The organism is Streptomyces sp. NPDC058632 (assembly GCF_042717095.1).
Taxonomy (GTDB): domain Bacteria; phylum Actinomycetota; class Actinomycetes; order Streptomycetales; family Streptomycetaceae; genus Streptomyces.
The window spans coordinates 1-17,665 of the sequence record NZ_JBHXQZ010000069.1 but is presented as its reverse complement, the minus strand read 5'-3'; the positions used below and the strand labels follow the sequence as shown (position 1 = coordinate 17,665).

The window sequence follows — 17,665 nt, the reverse complement described above, 5'->3', positions numbered from 1 at the left end:
ATGGTGACGGACCACTTCGCGCAGGACCCCCGTACGAACCTGGAACGGATGCAGGCGGGCGACCCCTACATCGCCGACGATCCCGAGATCGCCCGCCGGCAGCAGGAGGCCGTACGTCTGGCCGCCCGCTTCCAGGCCGCCTTCGTCGAGGACGCCGCCGCGGCGCAGTCGATCCTCGCCGAACTGCTCGGCGCCGTCGGCGAGGAGGCGCATGTGCGCCCGCCCCTGTACGTCGACTACGGCAGCAACATCACCATCGGGGCCCGCACCTTCGTCAACTACAACCTGACCGCGCTCGACGTCGCGGCCATCGTCATCGGCGAGGACTGCCAGATCGGCCCGGGCGTCCAGCTCCTCACCCCCACGCACCCCGTGGAACCCGGGCCCCGGCGCGACAAACTGGAGGCCGCGCGGCCGATCACCATCGGCGACAACGTCTGGATCGGCGGCGGCGCCATCGTCCTGGCCGGGGTGACCGTCGGGGACAACTCCGTGATCGGCGCCGGCGCGGTCGTCACCAAGGACGTGCCGGCGAACGTGGTCGCCGTCGGCAGCCCCGCCCGCCCGGTCCGCGGCATCTGAGGCTCCCGTGGCCACCGGACACACCGACCCGCGGCGCCGCGCACGCATCATCGACGCCACCCTCGACCTCATCGCCGAGGAGGGGCTCGCCGCGGTCTCGCACCGCAGGATCGCCCGGCGCGCCGGAGTGCCGCTGGGGTCGATGACGTACCACTTCAGCGGGATGGACGAGCTGCTCAAGGAGGCGTTCAGCGAGTTCACCGGCCATGTGGTCGCGATCTTCGACACCCATCTCGCGACGCCGTCCGGCCCCGAGGAGGCCCGCGAGGCCGTGGCCGGCCTCATCCACGCCCTGTCCGAGGACAGCACGCGCGACCTCGTGCTCACCCAGGAGCTGTACGCCCTCGCCGCCCGCCGGCCCGTCTACCGGGAACTCACCCACGAGTGGATGCGCCGCAGCCGGGTCCACCTCGAGAAGTACTTCGACCCGGACACCGCCCGCCAGCTCGACGCCCTCATCGAGGGACTGACCCTCCACCTCGCCCTCTCCCGGGAACCCCACGACCGCGCCCTGACCCTCGAGGCGATCGCCCGCATCACGGCACCCGGCGGCGCACCGCCCCGGAAGCCCTGACCGGGCCACCGGCCGCCCGTGCGGCACAGGCCTGACCTCTGTGCCGCACGGGCCTCACCGCCTCAACCGGTTCCGCCCTCGCCCTCACCGGTCGGAGCGGACCTGCCCGGCTCGTGCCAGGTGATGCGCCGTGCGGAGACGGACACCAGCAGGGCCGAGGCGGCGACCACCGCCATGCCGACCGTCAGATCCGTGCGGCCCGCCACGAAGCCGATCAGCGCCGGGCCCGCGAGCAGGCCGGTCGTGCCCATGGCGGCGACCAGGGCCAGGGCGTTCGGGCCCTCCGCGGCGGCGGCGACGTAGAGGCAGGGCGTCACGGTCGCCATGCCCAGGCCGACACAGGCGAAGCCGATCAGCGCGGGCCAGGTCCCGCCGGCCAGCAGGGCGAGCGCGAGACCGGTACCGGCCACCACGCTGCCGATGTGGACGACCCGGGCGTCGCCCAGGCGGCCACGCCAGCCGTCGCCGAGGAGGCGGGCCAGCACCATCATCACCGAGACCACGGCGATGCCCAGCGGCGCGAGCTGCCCCGACGCCCCGGTCTCCGCCGTGAGGTAGAGCGCCGACCAGTCGTTCATGGCGCCCTCGGTGACGGTGCCGAACACCATCGCGCAGCCCAGCCACAGTGCCGCCCCGGAAGCACCGGCGAAGCCCCGGGCGCCCTTGGCGGCGGCCTCCTCCCGCCCGGGACCCGGAGCCTGATCGTCGGCCGTCAGCCGGGGGCGCGCGATGGCGAGCAGCAGCAGGAGCAGGGCCGCGGCGGCGGCGAAGTGCGCGGAGACGGCATGCGTCACGACGGTCATCCCCGAGGCGAGCAGCGCGGCCGCCAGCGAGCCCGCGCTGAACGTGGCGTGCAACTGCGCCATCGCCGCCCGGCCGTACCGGGCCTCGAGTGCCGCGCCCTGCGCGTTCATGGCGACGTTCAGACAGCCGACGGCCACCCCGTCCACGAACACCACCAGCAGGACGAGGGGATAGGAGCCGGCCGCGGACAGCGCCGGCAGCACCGCCGCCAGAACCAGCGCCGACCAGAGCGCCAGGCGCCGCGACCCGAGCTGCCGCATCAGCCGGGCCACCAGGGGGAAGGACACCGCGGCGCCGACCCCGCAGACCATCAGCAGCAGACCCAGCCGGGTCTCGTCGAGGCCGAACCGGTCCTTGAGGGCCGGCAGCCGGGAGACCCACGTGGCGTACTGGAAACCGAGGAAGCAGAACAGCGCGGCGGTGGCCAACTGGTCGCGCCGGAAGGCGTCGAACCGGCGGGGTGCGGGCGTGCGGGGCACGAGGGGGCGGGGCATGGGCGTCAGCCCTCCGTTTCAGGGGCGTCGGGCCGGCCGCCCGGGCCGCCCGGGACCGGGCTGGACATGTAGACCGCGTTCTCGCCGTAGCTCGCGGGGAGTTCGACCCGACGGTCGGGCCGGAAACCGTGCCGGGCCCAGAAGTTCTCGGTGCCTCCCACGGCGACCAGGGAGACCTCCTCGTACCGCTGCCGTGCGGTCGCGGTGAGATGGCGTACGAGCCTGCTGCCCAGACCCCGGCCGCGCAGGTCGTCGGCGACGACCAGGTCGTGCAGGTGCAGATGGGGGGAGGAGGTGAAGGACTCCTCCTCGGGCCGTTCCAGGTCCGGGTACCGCGACGGCGGGTAGGGCAGGGCGAGCACGTAGCCGGCGATGCGGTCGCCGGTCTCCAGGACGAAGCAGGTCGCCGGGGAGGAGCGGCCCCGGGATTCGAGTGCCTCCCGGCCCTCGGACAGCCCGGCGGGCGCGTACACCTCGGCCTCCAGGGCGGCGACCCTCGGCCAGTCGCCCTCGGTGAGGGTGCGGACACGCAGGCCGGCCGGCATCCGCTCCCGGCCGGAGCGGGCCGGTGAACCGCCCCTCCCCGCACCGTCGTCGCTCCCGCCCACGCAGGTGTGGGGGAGCGGGGCGAAGCCGTTGAAGCCGCGGGTCGTGTAGCTGGTGGCGTAGGCGCCGCTGGACAGCACCCAGACCGGGTCGCCCGACGCGAGCGCCCTCGGCACGAGGACGTGGCTGTGCTCGGGCGCGTAGGAGTCGTCGCTGTCACAGGTGGGTCCCGCGACCACGGCGGGTACCAGGCCGGCGCCGGCCGGGTGGGTCGGGAAGACGAGCGGATACTGCACCTCGTCCATCTCGTAGAGGCCGTTGAACTTCCCGCAGCTCAGATAGAGCCAGTACGCGCGTTCCCCGTCCGGCCGCCGGCGCGAGGTGAGCCGGGAGACGTGCGCCCTGACAACGCCGTGGTCGGCGACCAGGTGGCGTCCCGGTTCGACGAGGAAGTCCAGCGGACCCGGGGCGAGTTCGAAGAGGCGCTCCATTCCCTCGCGCAGCACGGCGAAGATCTTGTCCAGCGGGGGTTCCAGCCGGTTCCCCCGCCGGTCCGTGTAGCCGAGCGCGGGCAGGCCGCCGCCGAGGTTGACGTGATCGGGCGCGATCCCACGCGCGTGCAGCGCCGTCAGTACCTCGCCCAGCGTCGCGAACGCCTGCTGCCAGGCCTCGGTGGTCATCTGCTGCGACCCGACGTGCACCGACAGCCCGGCAGGGACCAGTCCTTTCTCCCGCGCCGACTCCAGTACGCGTACGGCGTCGTCCGCCGAGCAGCCGAACTTCCGGCTCAGCCCCCACAACGCCCCCTGGCCCGTGGTCGCCAGCCGGCAGAACACCCGCGAGCCCGGTGCGTGTTCGGCGAGTGCCGCCACGTCCTCCAGGCTGTCGGTGGCGAAGTCCCGGATGCCGAGCCGGTGGGCCTGGGCGATGTTCTCGTCGGACTTGACGGTGTTGCCGTAGTGGATCCGGTGAGCGGGTACGCCCGTGGTGAGGGCCTGGACGATCTCCCGGGGGCTCGCCGCGTCGAATCCCGCGCCCCGGCCGGCCAGGCACGCCAGCACCTCGTCGACGGGGCACGCCTTCACGGCGAACCGCACGCCGACGCCGGGCAATTCATCTGCCAGCGCGTCGAACTGACCGGCAATGCCGTCCAGGTCGTGGATGATCCGGTCGTCCGGGGCAGCCGCGAGCGCGGCACGCAGCGCCGGGTTCACGAGGCCGCGCTCCGGGACCGGGCGCTGCCACCGCGGCCGGCTGTGCCCCGGACGTCCGTCGCCCGGCTCGCGTCCACCAGCGCCGCCCAGCCGTCGATCAGCAGCACGAAGTCCTCGATGTCCCGCCCCGCCCGAGCCAGCAGCCGCTCCCGGTCCGCGGCCAACCACTCCGCGAATTCCGCGTACTTGCCGCCCAACCGCCGGTACGTCCGCTGTACGACGTCCAGTCGGCGCTCGTTCTCGGCGCGGTCCAGCCGCACGCTCTTCGCCAGCAGGGCACGGACCGGAGCCGCGTCGAGCCGCTGCCCGGCGTCGAGGAGCGCGGGTCCGGCCTCGGCCATGCCGGCGTAGACGAAGTGGAAGTGGAGCATCGACAGCAGGAACTTCACGAACCGCCGCTGGTACGCCATGAACCCGGCGTGCGTACGGCGTTCCCCGGTGTAGAAGTTCTCGATGTCCCGGTTGTGCAGGACACCGGGCAGCGTGGCGTCGTGCACCGCGTGGATGAGGAAGTAGTCGCTGCCGATGGTGTCGGTCGCGGGCGGCAGCGGCAGCCGCTCGTACACGTCCTGGTGGAAGGCGATGTTGCACATGTCCACCCGCATGGGGTCGACCAGGGTCAGTGTCGTGCGGTCGCCCCGGAAGGGAAGCAGCCCGGCGCCCTTGAAGGACTCCTCGGCCAGGCCCGCCCGCTCCTCCTCGGACCAGCCGGCCGGGGCCCACAGGCCCACGACCGTGTCGTACGCGTCCTTGTCGAGTTCCCGGATGCCGCCGATGTCGACGGACAGTTCCCCGATGAAGGACGCACCCACCATCGCCACCGGGCGATGGGCGAGCGAGGGATCGAGGTTCACCTCCGACACCCCGGCACAGGCGTCGGCGGCCCGCTTGCCGAGGGACGCCAGTTCGTGGTGGACCGGGAAGACGGGCTCGCCCTCGAAGGCCTGGTAGCGGCTGTCGGAGTCCCGGCGGTGCACCGAACGGCAGCCCAGGGCGGCCGCGACGAGGAACGCCCGGTTGGTGCAGGCTCCGTACGAGACGCCGTCCGGGAGCAGGAGACCGAGCAGGCGGTCGGGCTCCGGTTCCGGGAGCGCGGCGCGGTCGATCGCGGCCCGCAGAAAGGCGCGTTGGGCCCGCTCGTCGAGGTGGTGCACCACCACACCCGGTACGGCGGGCAGTCCGGCGACGGTGCGGGCGTGCGCCGCGACGGTCGGCGCGTCGGAGGAGTCGAGGACCAGCAGGTGCACCTCGACGCCGAACTCCCGTACGGCGTAAGCCGCTTCGCCGGCGACGGCGGTGATGGTGGCCGAGCACGCCCGGTTGGTCGGGAGTGCCAGGGCGATCCTGTGCCGGCGGGCCACGTCGAACGCCCCGGTCATCGCGCCCGCCCGGGACGGTCGCCGTGCTCGTGCCAGGAGTCCAGGCCCAGCAGTTTTCGTCCCAGGCCGTCGAGTTCGGCGGTGCCGTACCGCTCGGACTCGTGCCGCCTCGCGTCGCCGAGCAGGGTCGCGTTCCAGTCCGGCGTGCCGAGCGTGCGCCAGGACTCGATCCGCGACCGGCGCAGCTCCTCGTGCTCCTCCAGCGCCGGCATCATCGACAGGTACTGCACCGCCCGCACCCCGTCGACGGAGCTGTTGGGCGCCACGCCGTGCGCCAGCATCCCGTTGAAGATCAGCAGGTCACCGGCGTTGAGCCGGGGCCGGACCACCGGGAACTCGGCCCGGTCGACGCCGGGGCGGATCGGGTCGCGGCCGGCGGGCTGGGCGACCTTCCACTCCTCGAAGCGGTGGAACAGCTCGGGCGAGCACTGGAAGCCGCCCTGGTCCGGCTCCGTGTCGGTGAGCGCGATGATGCCCTGCACCCGCTGGGGCGGCACACTGGCCGTGGTGTCGACGTCCCAGTGCAACTCGATGTCGAAGCCCTCGTCCGTCGGCTCGATGAACGACCGGGAGCGGTTCTTCACGTTGGGCGGATTGAGGTTGAGACGGTCCAGGGTGACCCAGAGCTCCTCGCAGTCCCACACGTCGGCGAAGGCGTCGTAGACGCGCCGCGACTGCCTGCTGTCCCACAGCAGTTGGTGGTGGTACGCCTCGACGAAGCCGTACACGTACAGGTCCCGGTCCAGGTCCGAGCGGAAGGTGCGCTCCTCGTACCAGGTCTCGGGGCGCTGCGGGTCGAGGCCCTGGAAGTCCCAGGCGAACTCCAGCAGCAGCTTGGCCGCGTCCGGGGATATCGCCTCCCGGACCACCACGTATCCGTACGCCTGCCAGAAGGCGAACTCCTCCTCGGAGAGCACCCGCAACGGCCGTGACGTGGTGAGATGCCGCAGCTGGGTCTCGGCGAGGTAGGTCTCGCCGTCGGCACTGAAGTAGGGGCGCCCGGAGGCGGCGCGGTGTAAGAAACGGTGGTGCGTCGGGCGGTGGTGCGTCGGGCGGTGGTGCGTCGTCATGCGGTCACTCCGGAACAATGGATGGCACTCGGGGGCATGGGTGGCGCTTTCGGGTATGGGTGACACTCCGGACGGCACTCGTGGCCGCCGCCGGGGTCCGGACGGGGTCCGGACGGGGTGGCCGAGCGCATGGGGACAGGGACCGGTCGGGCCGTCGCCTCTGTGGCGCGGCCGGGGTGAAGGAGAGGGGGAACGAGGTCTTCGGTGCCTCACCCGTCGGGGACTACGGGCCGGTGCGGCCGCCCACGAGGGCTTCGGCCGCCGCGATGCCGGACACGCGGGTCGCACCGTGCGTGGCCAGGTACACGGCTCCGGGCCGTTCGCCCGTGGGGACACCCATCTCGACGACCAGGGCGTCGGGCCGTCGGCGCAGCAGGCCGGTGAGCGCCCTGGTCATCCAGCCGTAGCGGGCCGCGTCCCGGACCACCACGACCAGCGGCCGGCCGGACGCGGGTTCCAGCGCCAGGCGGTCCAGCACCTCGGCGCCGTCCGCGCACTCGGTTTCGCCGAGCCGGACGGAGGTGGTGCCCGGCCGCAGTGCGCTCAGCGGTTCCGCCACACCCCACGGGGTACCGCGGTCGATGAGGCTGATGGTGGCGGGGGACAGCTCCACCACGTGGGGGGTGCCCACGAGCGGGAACTGCGTGTCGTGGTCCGGCCGGTGATGGACGTGGACCGCTCGCCGGGCCGCCGCGAGCCCCACACCGCAGGCCGCTTCGGGCACGGACGCCGCACGGCGCAGCGTGCCCGACCAGGCGGCGAACTCCTGGACCCGGCCGGCGGCTCCGGCGAGCCGTTCCTCCGGCAGGCGGCCGTCCAGTACGGCGCGCACCAGGGCACCGGCCAGCCGGGCCGTGGTCCGCTCGTCCGCGTGGTCCCCGCCGACGCAGACGGCGTCGGCCCCGGCGGCGACCGCCCGTACGGCGGCGCCCGTCAGGCCGTAGCGGTCGGCCACCGCACCCATCTCGACGGCGTCGGTCACGACCAGGCCGGTGAACCCGAGTTCGCCGCGCAGCAGTTCGTGCAGGACGGTGCGGCTCAGGGACGCCGGCCACCGGGCGTCGTAGGCCGGGACCAGGAGGTGCCCGGCCATGACGGCCCGCACACCCGCGTCCATCGCGGCGATGAACGGCGGCAGCGCGGTGAGTGCCAGGGTGCCGCCGGGCGCGGAGACCTGGGGCAGACCGTGATAGGAGTCGACAACGGTGTCACCGTGGCCCGGAAAATGCTTGGCGCACGCGGCGACCCCCGCGGTCTGCAGACCGCGCACCCATGCGGCGGCGTGCCGGGAGACCACATCCGTGCGCGCGCCGAAGGAACGCACTCCGATGACCGGGTTCAACGCGTTGGTGTTGACGTCGGCGCTCGGCGCGTAGTTCAGGGTGATGCCGAGCGAGTGCAGCTCCCGGCCGGTGTCCCGGGCGACCTGCTCGGTCAGGTCGATGTCGTCGAGGACGCCCAGGGCGAGGTTGCCGGGCCTGGAGGCACCGGTGCGCGCCTCCAGGCGGGTGACGTCGCCCGCTTCCTCGTCGATGGCGATGACGAGGTCGGGGTTCTCCGCGTGCAGCGCGTGGGTGAGCGCGGCCACCTGCGCGCCGCTTCGGATGTTGCGGCCGAACAGGACGACCGAGGCGAGTCCTTCGCCGATCCGGCGGCGCACCCAGTCCGGTGCCGTGGCACCGGGGAAGCCCGGCTGGAGCACGGAATGTGCCAGCCGCAGCAGGTGCGGGTGGCTGCTCTCGGCCATGCGTGGACCCTCCGAACGGCGCCATGATTGGTTCAGACCATGGCAAGGTTGGCCTATACCAATCGAGGCTGTCAAGGAATACCGGCCGCCTCTTTCGCCGCCTCCCCGGTTGCCTCCGCGGGCGCGGAAGTGAGGGCCGGGGCGAGCAATTCCCTCACGGACACGGGCCCTTGACACCTTCCTTGGTTCATACCAGGCTGGCCGAGCCTGAAGCACAGATACGGGGGGTCTCTGTCTTGTTAGTCCATATCCTCGGACCGTTGCGCGTGTCCGTCGACGGTAAGAACATTCATCTCGGCGGCAGGCGAGCGCAGATCATTCTTTCGGTGCTGGCTCTGGAAGTGAATTGGGTCGTATCCGTCGACGATCTCGTGGACGCGGTCTGGGGTGGCTCGCCGCCCGCCAGCGCCCGTACGCAGATTCGTATCTGCATTTCCGCCATGCGCCGCGAATTCGAGGCCGCCGGACTGGCGGACCTCATCGAGACCCATCCCCAGGGCTACCGACTGTGCCTGGAGGAGTCCCAGCTGGACGCCTCGGTCTTCGACACCCTGGTGCGCCGGGCCCGTGCCCTCGCGGAGACCGGGCTGACCGAGGAGGCCGTCGACGTCCTGTGCCGCGCCCTCTCCCTGTGGACGGGGCCCGCCTTCTCGGGGCTGTCCAGCCGGCCGCTGGAATCGGGCGCGCGGCGGCTGGCGGAGACGCGGCTGCGGGTGACGGAGGAACGGATCCGCCTCGAACTCGGACTGGGCCGCCACCACGACCTGATCGGCGAACTGATGCAGCTGTCCGCAGAACATCCCTACCGCGAGGACCTGCACGCCCAGTTGATGCTCGCGCTGTACCGGTCCCAGCGCACCGCCGAGGCGCTGGAGGCCTATCGCCGGATCCGCTCGACGATGGTCGAGGAACTGGGCATCGAACCAGGCCCCGAACTCGCCGACCTGGAGCAGGCCATCCTGCTGGGCACGGGGGCCGACCAGCCCGTCCGAGGGGTGGCCAGGGCGAGCTGACCGGCCGCTTCGCACCGGGGCGTGCCGGGGCCGTTCGGCTGGGTCAGGCCCGGCCGGGCACCGGGCCTCGGCAGCCCGGCACGCTCCGGGCGACAGGACCAGGCCGCAAGGCGCCCGTCCCGGCCGCGCCGGCGGCTACGTACTCCCCTCCTCGGGTGCCCGGCGTTGACGACCCCACCGGCCTGCCGCCTGCCGCCTGCCATGAGTCCCGGTCACAGCGACAGCCAGAGGTCCTGCAGCCGGTGCTCGGACAGCCCGTCGGTGGGCAGCAGGTCGTAACGGTGCAGCCGCACCTGGTGGGCGGTGAAGCTCCAGTCGACCCGCCACAGAGGCAGCGGCCGGTTGAACACGCTGTCCCACTCGAAGCCGGCCGGGGCGCCGAACTTCCAGGACAGCGGGAACAGATCGTCGTTGGCGCGCAGGGCGTCGTCGGTCCGCTCGCGAATCCCGTTCAGTTCCCGCATGGAGGCCGTGGAGTTGAAATCGCCGGAAACCAGCGTCGGATTCGGATTCCGGTCCATATCGTTTTCCAGTCCGCGCAGTTCCTCCAGCCGCCATGCGAACTTCCGCTGGAAGTAGGAGTCGAAGTCGTATCCGGAGAAGAGATTGAGATTGTCGACGGCCAGGGGCACGGTGATGTGCACGTTGTAGACGCTGAGTACGCGATCGCCGATCGCCAGGTCCGTGCGCATCACTTTGTCCCGCTGAAAGACGCTGTTGAAGTCCGCGTCCGGGCGGGCGTCGAGTTCCGCGCCGGGCCCGACCGCAGGAGTGGCCACCACGGGAAACCGGGACAGCGTGAGAAGTTCGCCGCGCCGGGCGATGTGGTAGCCCGGGAACTCCTCGCGCAGCCGGTCGTCGTCCCGCAGCTCGCTGTACCCGTCCTCCCCGAGGCCCGGCTGCCAGGCCACGTGCTCCTGGAGGAGATAGACGTCGGCCTTGTGCCGGTGCAGCAGCTCGTACACCCGGTCACTGCCCGAGGGCCCTTGTCCCTGGCCCCAGTACTGGGTGTTCAGCGACACCACGTGCAGCGCGTCGGGTGGTACGGGTCCCGGATCGCGCCACAGTGCGGGCCAGTTGATGCCCGAGCCGGTGGTGAGCGCCAGCAGCAGCGCGGCCGAGGCGAGCCCGGCGGCCCACGGCCGGCGCCGGCCGCAGGCCGCGGCGCCCGCGAGGAGCAGGACGGCCGGGACGGACACCAGCAGCAGCGGCGGGGCGGCGTCCAGCAGGATGCTCCAGTGCCAGCGGCCGCTGACCAGCCACCGCACGGCCGCGTACAGCAGCCAGGCTCCGGCGAGGGCCACGACCCCACGGCCGTACCAGAGCCGCAGGACACGGGCCGCCCGGCGGGCGGGAGCCGGGCGGACCTCCTCGCCGCCGCTCTCCGGAGCGGGCTCGGGCAGGGGCAGCTCGTGGGCCGCCGCGGGCTGTGTGGTCATGCCGGCACCCCGGTCCGGTACATGCGGCGGAAGCGGCCGCTGAACGACCACTGGGCCAGGCCCGTGGCGAGGCCCGCGACCACGGCCGTGCTCACCAGCAGGTGACAGCCGGTGAAGAAGACCAGGAAGGCCGGGCCGCGTTCCCTGGCGACGAAGAGGTACTGGCCCAGGTCGGCGAGGACACACGCCAGGAGGGCGAGCACCGGGACCGGAGCGGCGGCCGGCCACACCAGGACGGACGGCAGCGTCAGCAGCGTGAGAGCCGCCAGCACCGAGGCCGCCGCACGCCCGCCGGTCTCCATGCCCTGCATGGCCCGGCCGCGGTCCAGGTAGAACGGCACACGCAGCCGGCCGCGGACGAACGCCTTGCGCAGCAACGGCCGCATCCGGGACTCGTCGGAGAGTCTGCCCCGTACGCGCGAGGTGAGCAGCAGGGGAAAGCGGGCCGCGAGACGCTCGGCGTGATCGATCTCCTCCGTCTGCCGCAGCGCGGAGTTGAACCAGCCCGCCTCGAGGAAGGCGGACCGGCGCACCGCGCCCAGCGCGTAGAAGCCTCCGCTGACCAGGCCCTCGGCGCTCTTGCGCCAGTAGTGGTACTGGAGGATGCGGTAGTCGCACACCGGCCCGTCGTCGAACAGCGGTTCCTTGTCCGGGATGCCGAAGACGGCCCCGTACTCCGGGTTCTCCTCGAAGAGTTCCACCGCCTGCGCCACCGCCTCGGGGTGCAGCGTCAGATCGGCGTCCAGGAAGAAGATGATCTCCCCCCGGGCGTTTTGGACCCCCAGATTGCGCGTGGCGCCGGGGCCGCCGTTGCGCTCGGCGCGCACCAGCGTGACCGGGTGCCGGCCGGCCAGCTCGGCCGAGTCGTCGGCGCTGGCGTCGTCGACGACGATCACCTCCAGCTTCCGGTAGGTCTGCTCCAGCACGGAGCGCAGGCAGAGGTCGACGGTGCGGCGGTCGTTGTACAGGGGAACGACCACCGACACGAGGGGTGCAGCCATTCAGGTCCTCGCTCGAAACGGGGTGCCGACAGGCAGGAACGGACAGGAAGTGAAGGGAGCCGAGGGGGCAGGCGGCGCCGGGGCGCGGCCGGACGCGCGGTCAGACGGCCTGGAACAGCAGGAGCAGCGCCGCCCACACGGACGAGTTGGCGAGCATGACGGGGTCCCGCAACAGGGTCCGCACCGGAGTGCCCCCCTCGCTCTTCACGACCACGATCTGCAGATAGCGGAAGAGCGCGAACAGCGCGCAGGGAGCCGTGAGCAGCGCGGCCGGGGCGTAACCCGACTCGGTGCGCAGGAAGAGCAGGTAGCTCACCATGGTGAGCGCCGAGCACATGACCAGCACCAGGTCCAGAAAGTGCGCGGAGTAACCGGCCAGCGCGGGCCGGTGGCCGGTGCCGGAGACGCTCAGTTCGTGGCGGCGTTTGCCCAGGATCAGCAGCAGGCACAGGGTCAGGACGGTCAGGACCAGCCAGCCCGCCACGGGCCGGCCGCTCGCCTCGTACCCGCCGAGCAGCCGGAGCACGAAGCCGGTGGCCACGATGAACACGTCGAGCAGGTGCAGGTGCTTGAGCCGCCAGCTGTAGGCGGCGTTGACGGCCAGGTAGAGCAGGACCGCCCAGGTTCCCTCCGGGCTGAGCAGCGCGAGCAGCAGCACCAGCAGCACGGCCTGGAGGCCGCCGAACGCGACCGCGGCGGGCATGCGCACCCGCCCGGACGCCAGCGGCCGGTGCCGCTTGACCGGGTGACGGCGGTCGCGTTCCACATCCGCCATGTCGTTGACCACGTACACCAGGGACGAGGCCAGCACGAAGGCCGCGGTGGCCGCGGCGACGTTCCCGGCCGCGGACCAGCTCCACGGCGCGCCGAGCAACGGCAGGGGAACCACCAGGAAGTTCTTCGGCCACTGCCCCGGGCGCATCAGGGCGACCAGTCCGGCCAGAGTGGACCGGTACGTCCGGCCACCGGCCGGTACGACCGGGATCGGGACCGCGTCCCTGCCCCTGTCCGACCCTTCGCCCTGGGCGTCGGGGGCGTCGCCTGTCGCGCCGCTCGAGTTGTCGTTCGTGGCGTTGTCCGCGTCCTTGCCAGCGGCGGTGGCGGACTTCGCCCGTTCGTCGACGAAGGTCATGGCCCACTCCTCAGAAGAAGACTTTGGCCGCGGACAGCAGACCCTGACGCCACGGATCGCGGCTGGTGCGGCCGGTGGCCCCGCCGGCGGGTGAGACGTGCCGGGCGGTGCGCCACCACTCGTAAGTGAGCAGTACGGCGTCCCGGTTGGAGTACTTGGGGGTGAACCCGAGCCGTTCGGCGGCCTTGTCGATACTGACGTACGAGTCCGCCATCAGCTTGTGCAGCAGACGTCCGTACACCGGCGAGAGCCTCACCCGCTGCAGGGCCCCGAGCACCCCGAGCGCCGGGCGGGCCGGCAGTCCGACCACACGCCTGCCGTGGCCCGCCGCGTCCAGGACGGCCTGGAAGTCCTCGCGGATCGTGCCGAACTCGGCGGCGGCGAGGTTGTAGGTGTCGTCGGCGATCTCCTCGTCGGCGGTGAGCACGGTGACCACCGCGTCGACCAGGTCGTCGATCGCGAACATCTGGATGCGTACGTCGCCCTTGCCGAGGACGGGGAAGTTGCGTCCCTCCTCCGCCCATTCGAAGAGCATCGAGAACAGGCCCATGCGGCCCGGCCCGACGAAGGTCTTGGGCCGCAGGATCGGTACGCACATCCCGTCCGCGCGGTACCGCTCGGCCACCTCCTCGGCGGCGGCCTTGGCCCGGCTGTAGGTGTCCACCGGCTCGCGCGGATGGTCCTCCGTCGTCGGTACGGTCCGCGGCAGCCCGTACACGGCGGTGGAGGAGACGTGCACCACCCGGGGGACACCGGCCGACTTCGCGGCGGCGAACACGTTCTCGGTGCCGCCGACGATGATGGACCGTATCTGCTCGTCCGGGTAACTGGGCAGGGCGGCGGCCGCGTGCACCAGGACGTCCACGCCGTCCAGGGCACGGCGCATGAGGTCCCGGTCGCGGATGTCCCCGACGTACTCCACTCCGGGACCGGGGCGCAGGTCCACCCCGCGTACCCGCCGGCCGTCGGCCGTCAGACGTTCGGCGAGCCGGCCACCGAGCATGCCGGCCGCGCCGGTGATGGCGATCACCACTGCGAGCTCACCTTCTGCTTGACGAAACGGGCCACCAGCCGGCCCAGGCCCCGGTCGAGCACGGCACCGAGCGCGTCCACCGTGCGCTCCGCCTCGTCGGGCTCGGTGACCAGCGACGGCCCCAGAACCAGCGGATTGAGTCCGTTGAGGGTGTAGTAGGCGAAGATGCCGTGGTCCTCGTAGAGCGCGTTGATCACCGCACAGGTCACCAGCTTGGTCCTGAACCGCGGGTCCCCGGCCATGCCGCCGGGCGCCAGTTTCGACACCAGGTCGAGCACCTTGGGGCCGCCGTCGACGAAGACGCCCCACAGCGCACCGGCGCCCGCCACCCTGCCGATCGCGTCGGGGTACTCCTTGGCGAGCCGGGTCAGCCCCGGCTCCAGGACCGCCTCCAGGGCGCGGGCACGCGCCGGATAGTCGTCCTCCACCGCGATGTTGACGGCCTCCAGGGCGGTGGCGCATTCCTCGCCGAACCCGTAGTAGGTGGTGGACGTCGAGTTGAGCAGGGAGTCGCCGAGATTGTCGTAGGCCTTGCGGAAGACCGGTTCACGGGCGACGTAGGCGGAGATGGACGACTTGCCGCCGCCGAAGGACTTCGACGTGGTGACCACGTCCGGGAGCAGTCCCGGGTAGCGCATGAAGTAGAACATGCTGCCCGTCTTGCCCCACCCCGTGTAGATCTCGTCGAAGATCAGCACGATGCCGTGCCGGGTGCACAACTCGCGCAGCCCGCGGAGGAACTGCTCGGAGCACCACTGGACGGTGGAGGCGCTGAACGGCTCGACCAGGATCGCGTAGACGTCCCCCGGGTGGCGTCCGACCGCCTCGCGCACCGAGTCCAGGTCGCCGTACCGGAAGGTGTCGATGCCGGGGATCGTCGGGAAGTCGAACTGGTTCTGGCCGGTCAGCCCACCCGAGCCGAGCAGTTTGCCGTGGAAGGCGCAGTCCGCGCGCAGGACCGTGTGCCGCTTGCCGGCGTGGTACTTGTAGGCGAGCTTGACCGCTCCCTCCACCGCCTCGGCGCCCGAGTTGGGCAGGAACGACATGCTGAGGTCGCCGGGCAGCACCTCGGCCAGATTGCGGCCGAGCGCCGCCAGGTAGGGGGAGAAGTACGTCTTGTGGACCTCCATCCGCCGGCCCTGGGCGAACCGTGCACGCGCGGCCAGGATCCGGGGATGGTTGTGACCGTGGTTGAGGACGCCGACGCCCCCGGTCATGTCGAGGACACGGCGTCCGTCCTTCAGCGTCAGATACGCGCCCTCGGCGTGGTCGACCAGTTCGCGGCCGAAGCCGAACGAGGTCATCAGGGAGACCTGGCTCTTGTTCACGTACCGCCGGTAGAGGTCGTGCACCTCGTCGACCGGGAGTCGTTCGGCGTCGTCAAGGGTGTACACGGGTTTCTCCCATCGAAGTCACGGACTGCGGGCAGGCGGGCCGCGCCGTTGCGGGCCGCGCGCTCGCCGAAAGCGCAGGGGTGCCCCGGAACCGGGACCAGGCGAGAACGACGGCCGAACTGCCCAGTTCGGCCAGGACACAGACGAGACGGCTGGCCAGGGCGGCGGTCACCGCGGTGCCCCCGGGCAGCACGGTGGCCAGCGCGGCGGTGATGGTGAGCTCGCGCACACCCCACCCGTCCGGCACGATCAGGGCCAGGCTGCTGACCACCGTGGCCAGGGCGAAGGCACCCACCGCCGTGCCCAGGCTGCGCCACGCCGGCGCGCCCAGGGCGAGGACCACGAACCACAGGTGCACGCCGGAGACCAGCCAGGACGCGACGGCCAGCAGCATCGCCCGCCGGACCGTGCCGTCCCCGGGCGCCTCCACCGGCCCGCGGAACCTCGAGGCCAGGGCCGTCAGCGGCCGGGTGGCCAGCGCGGGGCGCAGCACGCAGGACACCAGGGCCAGGGCCGGCAGCAGCAGCCACGGCCAGGTGCCGGGCATCGCGGCGGGCGCGGCGAGCAGGGCCACTCCCGTCCCGGTCAGCAGGGTCAGTCCGAGGCTCAGCACGTACGCCGAGGTCATCTGCGCACCGGGAACCCCGGCCGCGCGGCCGTGCGCCACGTGGGTGAGCACGCCCCAGACCCGTCCGGGGATGTACTTGCTGAGCTGGCCCAGGAAGTAGACCTTCGCCGCGTACAGGCCCCGCACTCCGTGGTCGCCGGGGATGAGGACCCGCCAGGCGTGCACGGCGAGCACCAGGCCCGCGACATTGGCGACCACCGCCGCGGCCAGCAGGGGCACGGCTTCCGGCCGGGCCAGCGCGCGCACCGCCTCGGGGCCGTCCTCGCGCAGCGCGAGGCCGACGAAGACGAGCGCGGTCAGGACGACGGCCGGGGTCAGCAGCGCGCGCAGCAGGCGCCTCACCGCCTCGGCTCCGGGCGTGCGCCGGCCCCGCTGTCCACCGGCGTCCTTCCGCCCGGTGCGTGCAGGGCGCCGAGCGCGGCCCCGCTCAGCAGGGCGCCGTGGGCCGCCAGGTGGACCGCGACGAAGAACGGCACGAACCGGGCGCCCCGTTGCCGGGCGGTGAACCGCAGCAGCCCGAGGTTGGCGACGCAGAACGCGGCCAGCCCCGCCACGGGAGCCGGCGGCCACAGCGGGGCCAGCGGCAGCGTCAGGAAGAACAGGGCCGCGGCGGCGACGGAGGCGGGGCTGTTGGCGGTCAGGTTCCGGCGCCCGCCGCGCCGCGCCGAGCGCAGCGCGGGAACCAGCAGCCGGGCCCGCCGGAACGTCTCGGCGAGCAGCGCTCCCAGCTCGTGCTCCTCATCGTGCCGGGCGACGATCCGGTCGGTGAGCACGATCCTGAAGTGCGGAGCCAGCCGGTCGCTGAACTCCAGGTCCTCCGAGTCCCGCAGCCGCTCGTCGAACCCGCCCACGACCTCGAACACCCGCCGGGGCACGGCCGCCTGGGCGAAGAACGCCGTCTCCACCTCGCCCACCCCGCGGGCCCGCCACCAGTGGGCGTGCAGCACCTTGTACCACTCGACCGGGCCGTCGTCGAAGAGCGGCTCGGGGGCGATCACGCCGTGCACGCAGCCGCATTCCGGGTCCGCGGCCAGGATCTCCACGGCGGCCGCCACCGAGCCGGGGGCGAGCGCCTCGTCGGAGTCGAGGAAGAAGAGGATGTCGCCGGTGGCCGCCGCCACACCGGTGTTGCGTGCCGCCGAGACACCCCGGTTGGGCTCCAGCCGGATCACCGTGCACGGGCGGCTCCGGGCGATCTCGCCCGTCCGGTCCGTGCTGCCGTCGTCCACCACGATCACTTCGTGGACCGGCCAGGTCTGGGCGTGGACGGAGTCCAGGCAGGCGGCGAGGGTACGGGAGGCGTTGTGGGCGGGGATCACGACCGATACGGAGTGCGGCATGCGGTCAGTGTTGATCGCTCTGCGTATCGGACCGGTATCGGATCAGTATTGTCAGGGAGCCGCCCGAAACGCCGCCGGGTCGCTGCTAATGTTCGGCCGCGTGTTCGTCCAGGACCCGTACGATCGAACGCCCGAGGACGTATGACGGACCACGCCGATCCCTTGCGACCTGCCGCTTCAGCCCCCACCGGACCTCCGGGACCCGCCATCTCCGGCACCCCACCCGGCCCGCCGCGCGCCGGCCCGCCGCGCGCCGGCCCGCCGCGCGCCGGCCC

General features: G+C 72.4%; 15 protein-coding genes and 1 pseudogene. 3 read left to right on the top strand and 13 right to left on the bottom strand.

The window, feature by feature from the left end; translation table 11 throughout:
- Nucleotides 1-582, top strand: coding sequence for a sugar O-acetyltransferase (locus tag ACFWVE_RS24335; RefSeq protein ID WP_384017673.1), 582 nt, complete (start codon nucleotides 1-3; stop codon nucleotides 580-582).
- A 7-nt stretch (nucleotides 583-589) separates the two neighbouring features.
- Nucleotides 590-1,156 (top strand): TetR/AcrR family transcriptional regulator, encoded by a 567-nt coding sequence (locus ACFWVE_RS24330; protein WP_384017670.1) that lies wholly within the window; start codon nucleotides 590-592, stop codon nucleotides 1,154-1,156.
- Between the two features lie 62 nt (nucleotides 1,157-1,218).
- Here the strand turns inward: ACFWVE_RS24330 and ACFWVE_RS24325 are convergent, their stop codons facing one another.
- From ACFWVE_RS24325 to ACFWVE_RS24300, 6 genes and pseudogenes are all read right to left on the bottom strand, one after another.
- On the bottom strand, nucleotides 1,219-2,454 hold the full coding sequence (locus ACFWVE_RS24325) for an MFS transporter (protein ID WP_384017667.1): 1,236 nt from the start codon (nucleotides 2,452-2,454) through the stop codon (nucleotides 1,219-1,221).
- A gap of 5 nt (nucleotides 2,455-2,459) precedes the next feature.
- The gene (locus ACFWVE_RS24320) at nucleotides 2,460-2,999 is read right to left on the bottom strand and encodes a GNAT family N-acetyltransferase (protein WP_384017730.1); all 540 of its coding nucleotides are present in this window, start codon (nucleotides 2,997-2,999) and stop codon (nucleotides 2,460-2,462) included.
- Nucleotides 3,000-3,047: 48 nt separating this feature from the next.
- A pseudogene (locus tag ACFWVE_RS24315) lies at nucleotides 3,048-4,214 on the bottom strand (type III PLP-dependent enzyme); the annotation flags it as partial.
- Nucleotides 4,211-5,593: a DUF6271 family protein gene (locus ACFWVE_RS24310; RefSeq protein ID WP_384017665.1), complete on the bottom strand. Its 1,383-nt coding sequence runs from the start codon at nucleotides 5,591-5,593 to the stop codon at nucleotides 4,211-4,213. The gene ACFWVE_RS24310 and the pseudogene ACFWVE_RS24315, both read right to left, overlap by 4 nt.
- Nucleotides 5,590-6,663: a phytanoyl-CoA dioxygenase family protein gene (locus ACFWVE_RS24305; protein ID WP_384017662.1), complete on the bottom strand. Its 1,074-nt coding sequence runs from the start codon at nucleotides 6,661-6,663 to the stop codon at nucleotides 5,590-5,592. The genes ACFWVE_RS24310 and ACFWVE_RS24305 overlap by 4 nt, the downstream gene beginning before the upstream one ends.
- 223 nt (nucleotides 6,664-6,886) lie before the next feature.
- Nucleotides 6,887-8,410, bottom strand: coding sequence for a glycoside hydrolase family 3 protein (locus ACFWVE_RS24300; RefSeq protein ID WP_384017659.1), 1,524 nt, complete (start codon nucleotides 8,408-8,410; stop codon nucleotides 6,887-6,889).
- A gap of 23 nt (nucleotides 8,411-8,433) precedes the next feature.
- Between ACFWVE_RS24300 and ACFWVE_RS24295 the strand changes: the two genes are divergently transcribed.
- Complete coding sequence (locus tag ACFWVE_RS24295) at nucleotides 8,434-9,423, top strand: BTAD domain-containing putative transcriptional regulator (RefSeq protein WP_384017656.1); 990 nt, start codon at nucleotides 8,434-8,436, stop codon at nucleotides 9,421-9,423.
- A 212-nt stretch (nucleotides 9,424-9,635) separates the two neighbouring features.
- Here ACFWVE_RS24295 and ACFWVE_RS24290 read toward each other — a convergent pair whose 3' ends face one another.
- From ACFWVE_RS24290 to ACFWVE_RS24260, 7 genes are all read right to left on the bottom strand, one after another.
- On the bottom strand, nucleotides 9,636-10,862 hold the full coding sequence (locus ACFWVE_RS24290; RefSeq protein ID WP_384017653.1) for an endonuclease/exonuclease/phosphatase family protein: 1,227 nt from the start codon (nucleotides 10,860-10,862) through the stop codon (nucleotides 9,636-9,638).
- On the bottom strand, nucleotides 10,859-11,863 hold the full coding sequence (locus ACFWVE_RS24285; RefSeq protein WP_384017650.1) for a glycosyltransferase family 2 protein: 1,005 nt from the start codon (nucleotides 11,861-11,863) through the stop codon (nucleotides 10,859-10,861). The genes ACFWVE_RS24290 and ACFWVE_RS24285 overlap by 4 nt, the downstream gene beginning before the upstream one ends.
- 100 nt (nucleotides 11,864-11,963) lie before the next feature.
- On the bottom strand, nucleotides 11,964-12,995 hold the full coding sequence (locus tag ACFWVE_RS24280; protein WP_384017647.1) for a UbiA prenyltransferase family protein: 1,032 nt from the start codon (nucleotides 12,993-12,995) through the stop codon (nucleotides 11,964-11,966).
- A gap of 10 nt (nucleotides 12,996-13,005) precedes the next feature.
- On the bottom strand, nucleotides 13,006-14,028 hold the full coding sequence (locus tag ACFWVE_RS24275) for an NAD-dependent epimerase/dehydratase family protein (RefSeq protein ID WP_384017644.1): 1,023 nt from the start codon (nucleotides 14,026-14,028) through the stop codon (nucleotides 13,006-13,008).
- Nucleotides 14,022-15,422 (bottom strand): aspartate aminotransferase family protein, encoded by a 1,401-nt coding sequence (locus tag ACFWVE_RS24270; protein WP_384017641.1) that lies wholly within the window; start codon nucleotides 15,420-15,422, stop codon nucleotides 14,022-14,024. The genes ACFWVE_RS24275 and ACFWVE_RS24270 overlap by 7 nt, the downstream gene beginning before the upstream one ends.
- The gene (locus tag ACFWVE_RS24265; protein WP_384017638.1) at nucleotides 15,409-16,392 is read right to left on the bottom strand and encodes a lysylphosphatidylglycerol synthase domain-containing protein; all 984 of its coding nucleotides are present in this window, start codon (nucleotides 16,390-16,392) and stop codon (nucleotides 15,409-15,411) included. Before ACFWVE_RS24265 ends, ACFWVE_RS24270 begins: the two co-directional genes overlap by 14 nt.
- Nucleotides 16,389-17,390, bottom strand: a complete 1,002-nt coding sequence (locus tag ACFWVE_RS24260; RefSeq protein WP_384017635.1) for a glycosyltransferase family 2 protein — start codon at nucleotides 17,388-17,390, stop codon at nucleotides 16,389-16,391. Before ACFWVE_RS24260 ends, ACFWVE_RS24265 begins: the two co-directional genes overlap by 4 nt.
- Nucleotides 17,391-17,665 lie beyond the last annotated feature (275 nt).

What these genes read in the sequence shown, in the direction of transcription:
- ACFWVE_RS24335 (WP_384017673.1), top strand. Translation starts at nt 1, where the DNA reads ATGGTGACGGACCACTTCGCGCAGGACCCCCGTACGAACCTGGAACGG.
- ACFWVE_RS24325 (WP_384017667.1), bottom strand. Translation starts at nt 2,454, where the DNA reads ATGCCCCGCCCCCTCGTGCCCCGCACGCCCGCACCCCGCCGGTTCGAC.
- ACFWVE_RS24320 (WP_384017730.1), bottom strand. Translation starts at nt 2,999, where the DNA reads ATGCCGGCCGGCCTGCGTGTCCGCACCCTCACCGAGGGCGACTGGCCG.
- ACFWVE_RS24310 (WP_384017665.1), bottom strand. Translation starts at nt 5,593, where the DNA reads ATGACCGGGGCGTTCGACGTGGCCCGCCGGCACAGGATCGCCCTGGCA.
- ACFWVE_RS24305 (WP_384017662.1), bottom strand. Translation starts at nt 6,663, where the DNA reads ATGACGACGCACCACCGCCCGACGCACCACCGCCCGACGCACCACCGT.
- ACFWVE_RS24300 (WP_384017659.1), bottom strand. Translation starts at nt 8,410, where the DNA reads ATGGCCGAGAGCAGCCACCCGCACCTGCTGCGGCTGGCACATTCCGTG.
- ACFWVE_RS24295 (WP_384017656.1), top strand. Translation starts at nt 8,434, where the DNA reads ATGATTGGTTCAGACCATGGCAAGGTTGGCCTATACCAATCGAGGCTG.
- ACFWVE_RS24290 (WP_384017653.1), bottom strand. Translation starts at nt 10,862, where the DNA reads ATGACCACACAGCCCGCGGCGGCCCACGAGCTGCCCCTGCCCGAGCCC.
- ACFWVE_RS24285 (WP_384017650.1), bottom strand. Translation starts at nt 11,863, where the DNA reads ATGGCTGCACCCCTCGTGTCGGTGGTCGTTCCCCTGTACAACGACCGC.
- ACFWVE_RS24280 (WP_384017647.1), bottom strand. Translation starts at nt 12,995, where the DNA reads ATGACCTTCGTCGACGAACGGGCGAAGTCCGCCACCGCCGCTGGCAAG.
- ACFWVE_RS24260 (WP_384017635.1), bottom strand. Translation starts at nt 17,390, where the DNA reads ATGCCGCACTCCGTATCGGTCGTGATCCCCGCCCACAACGCCTCCCGT.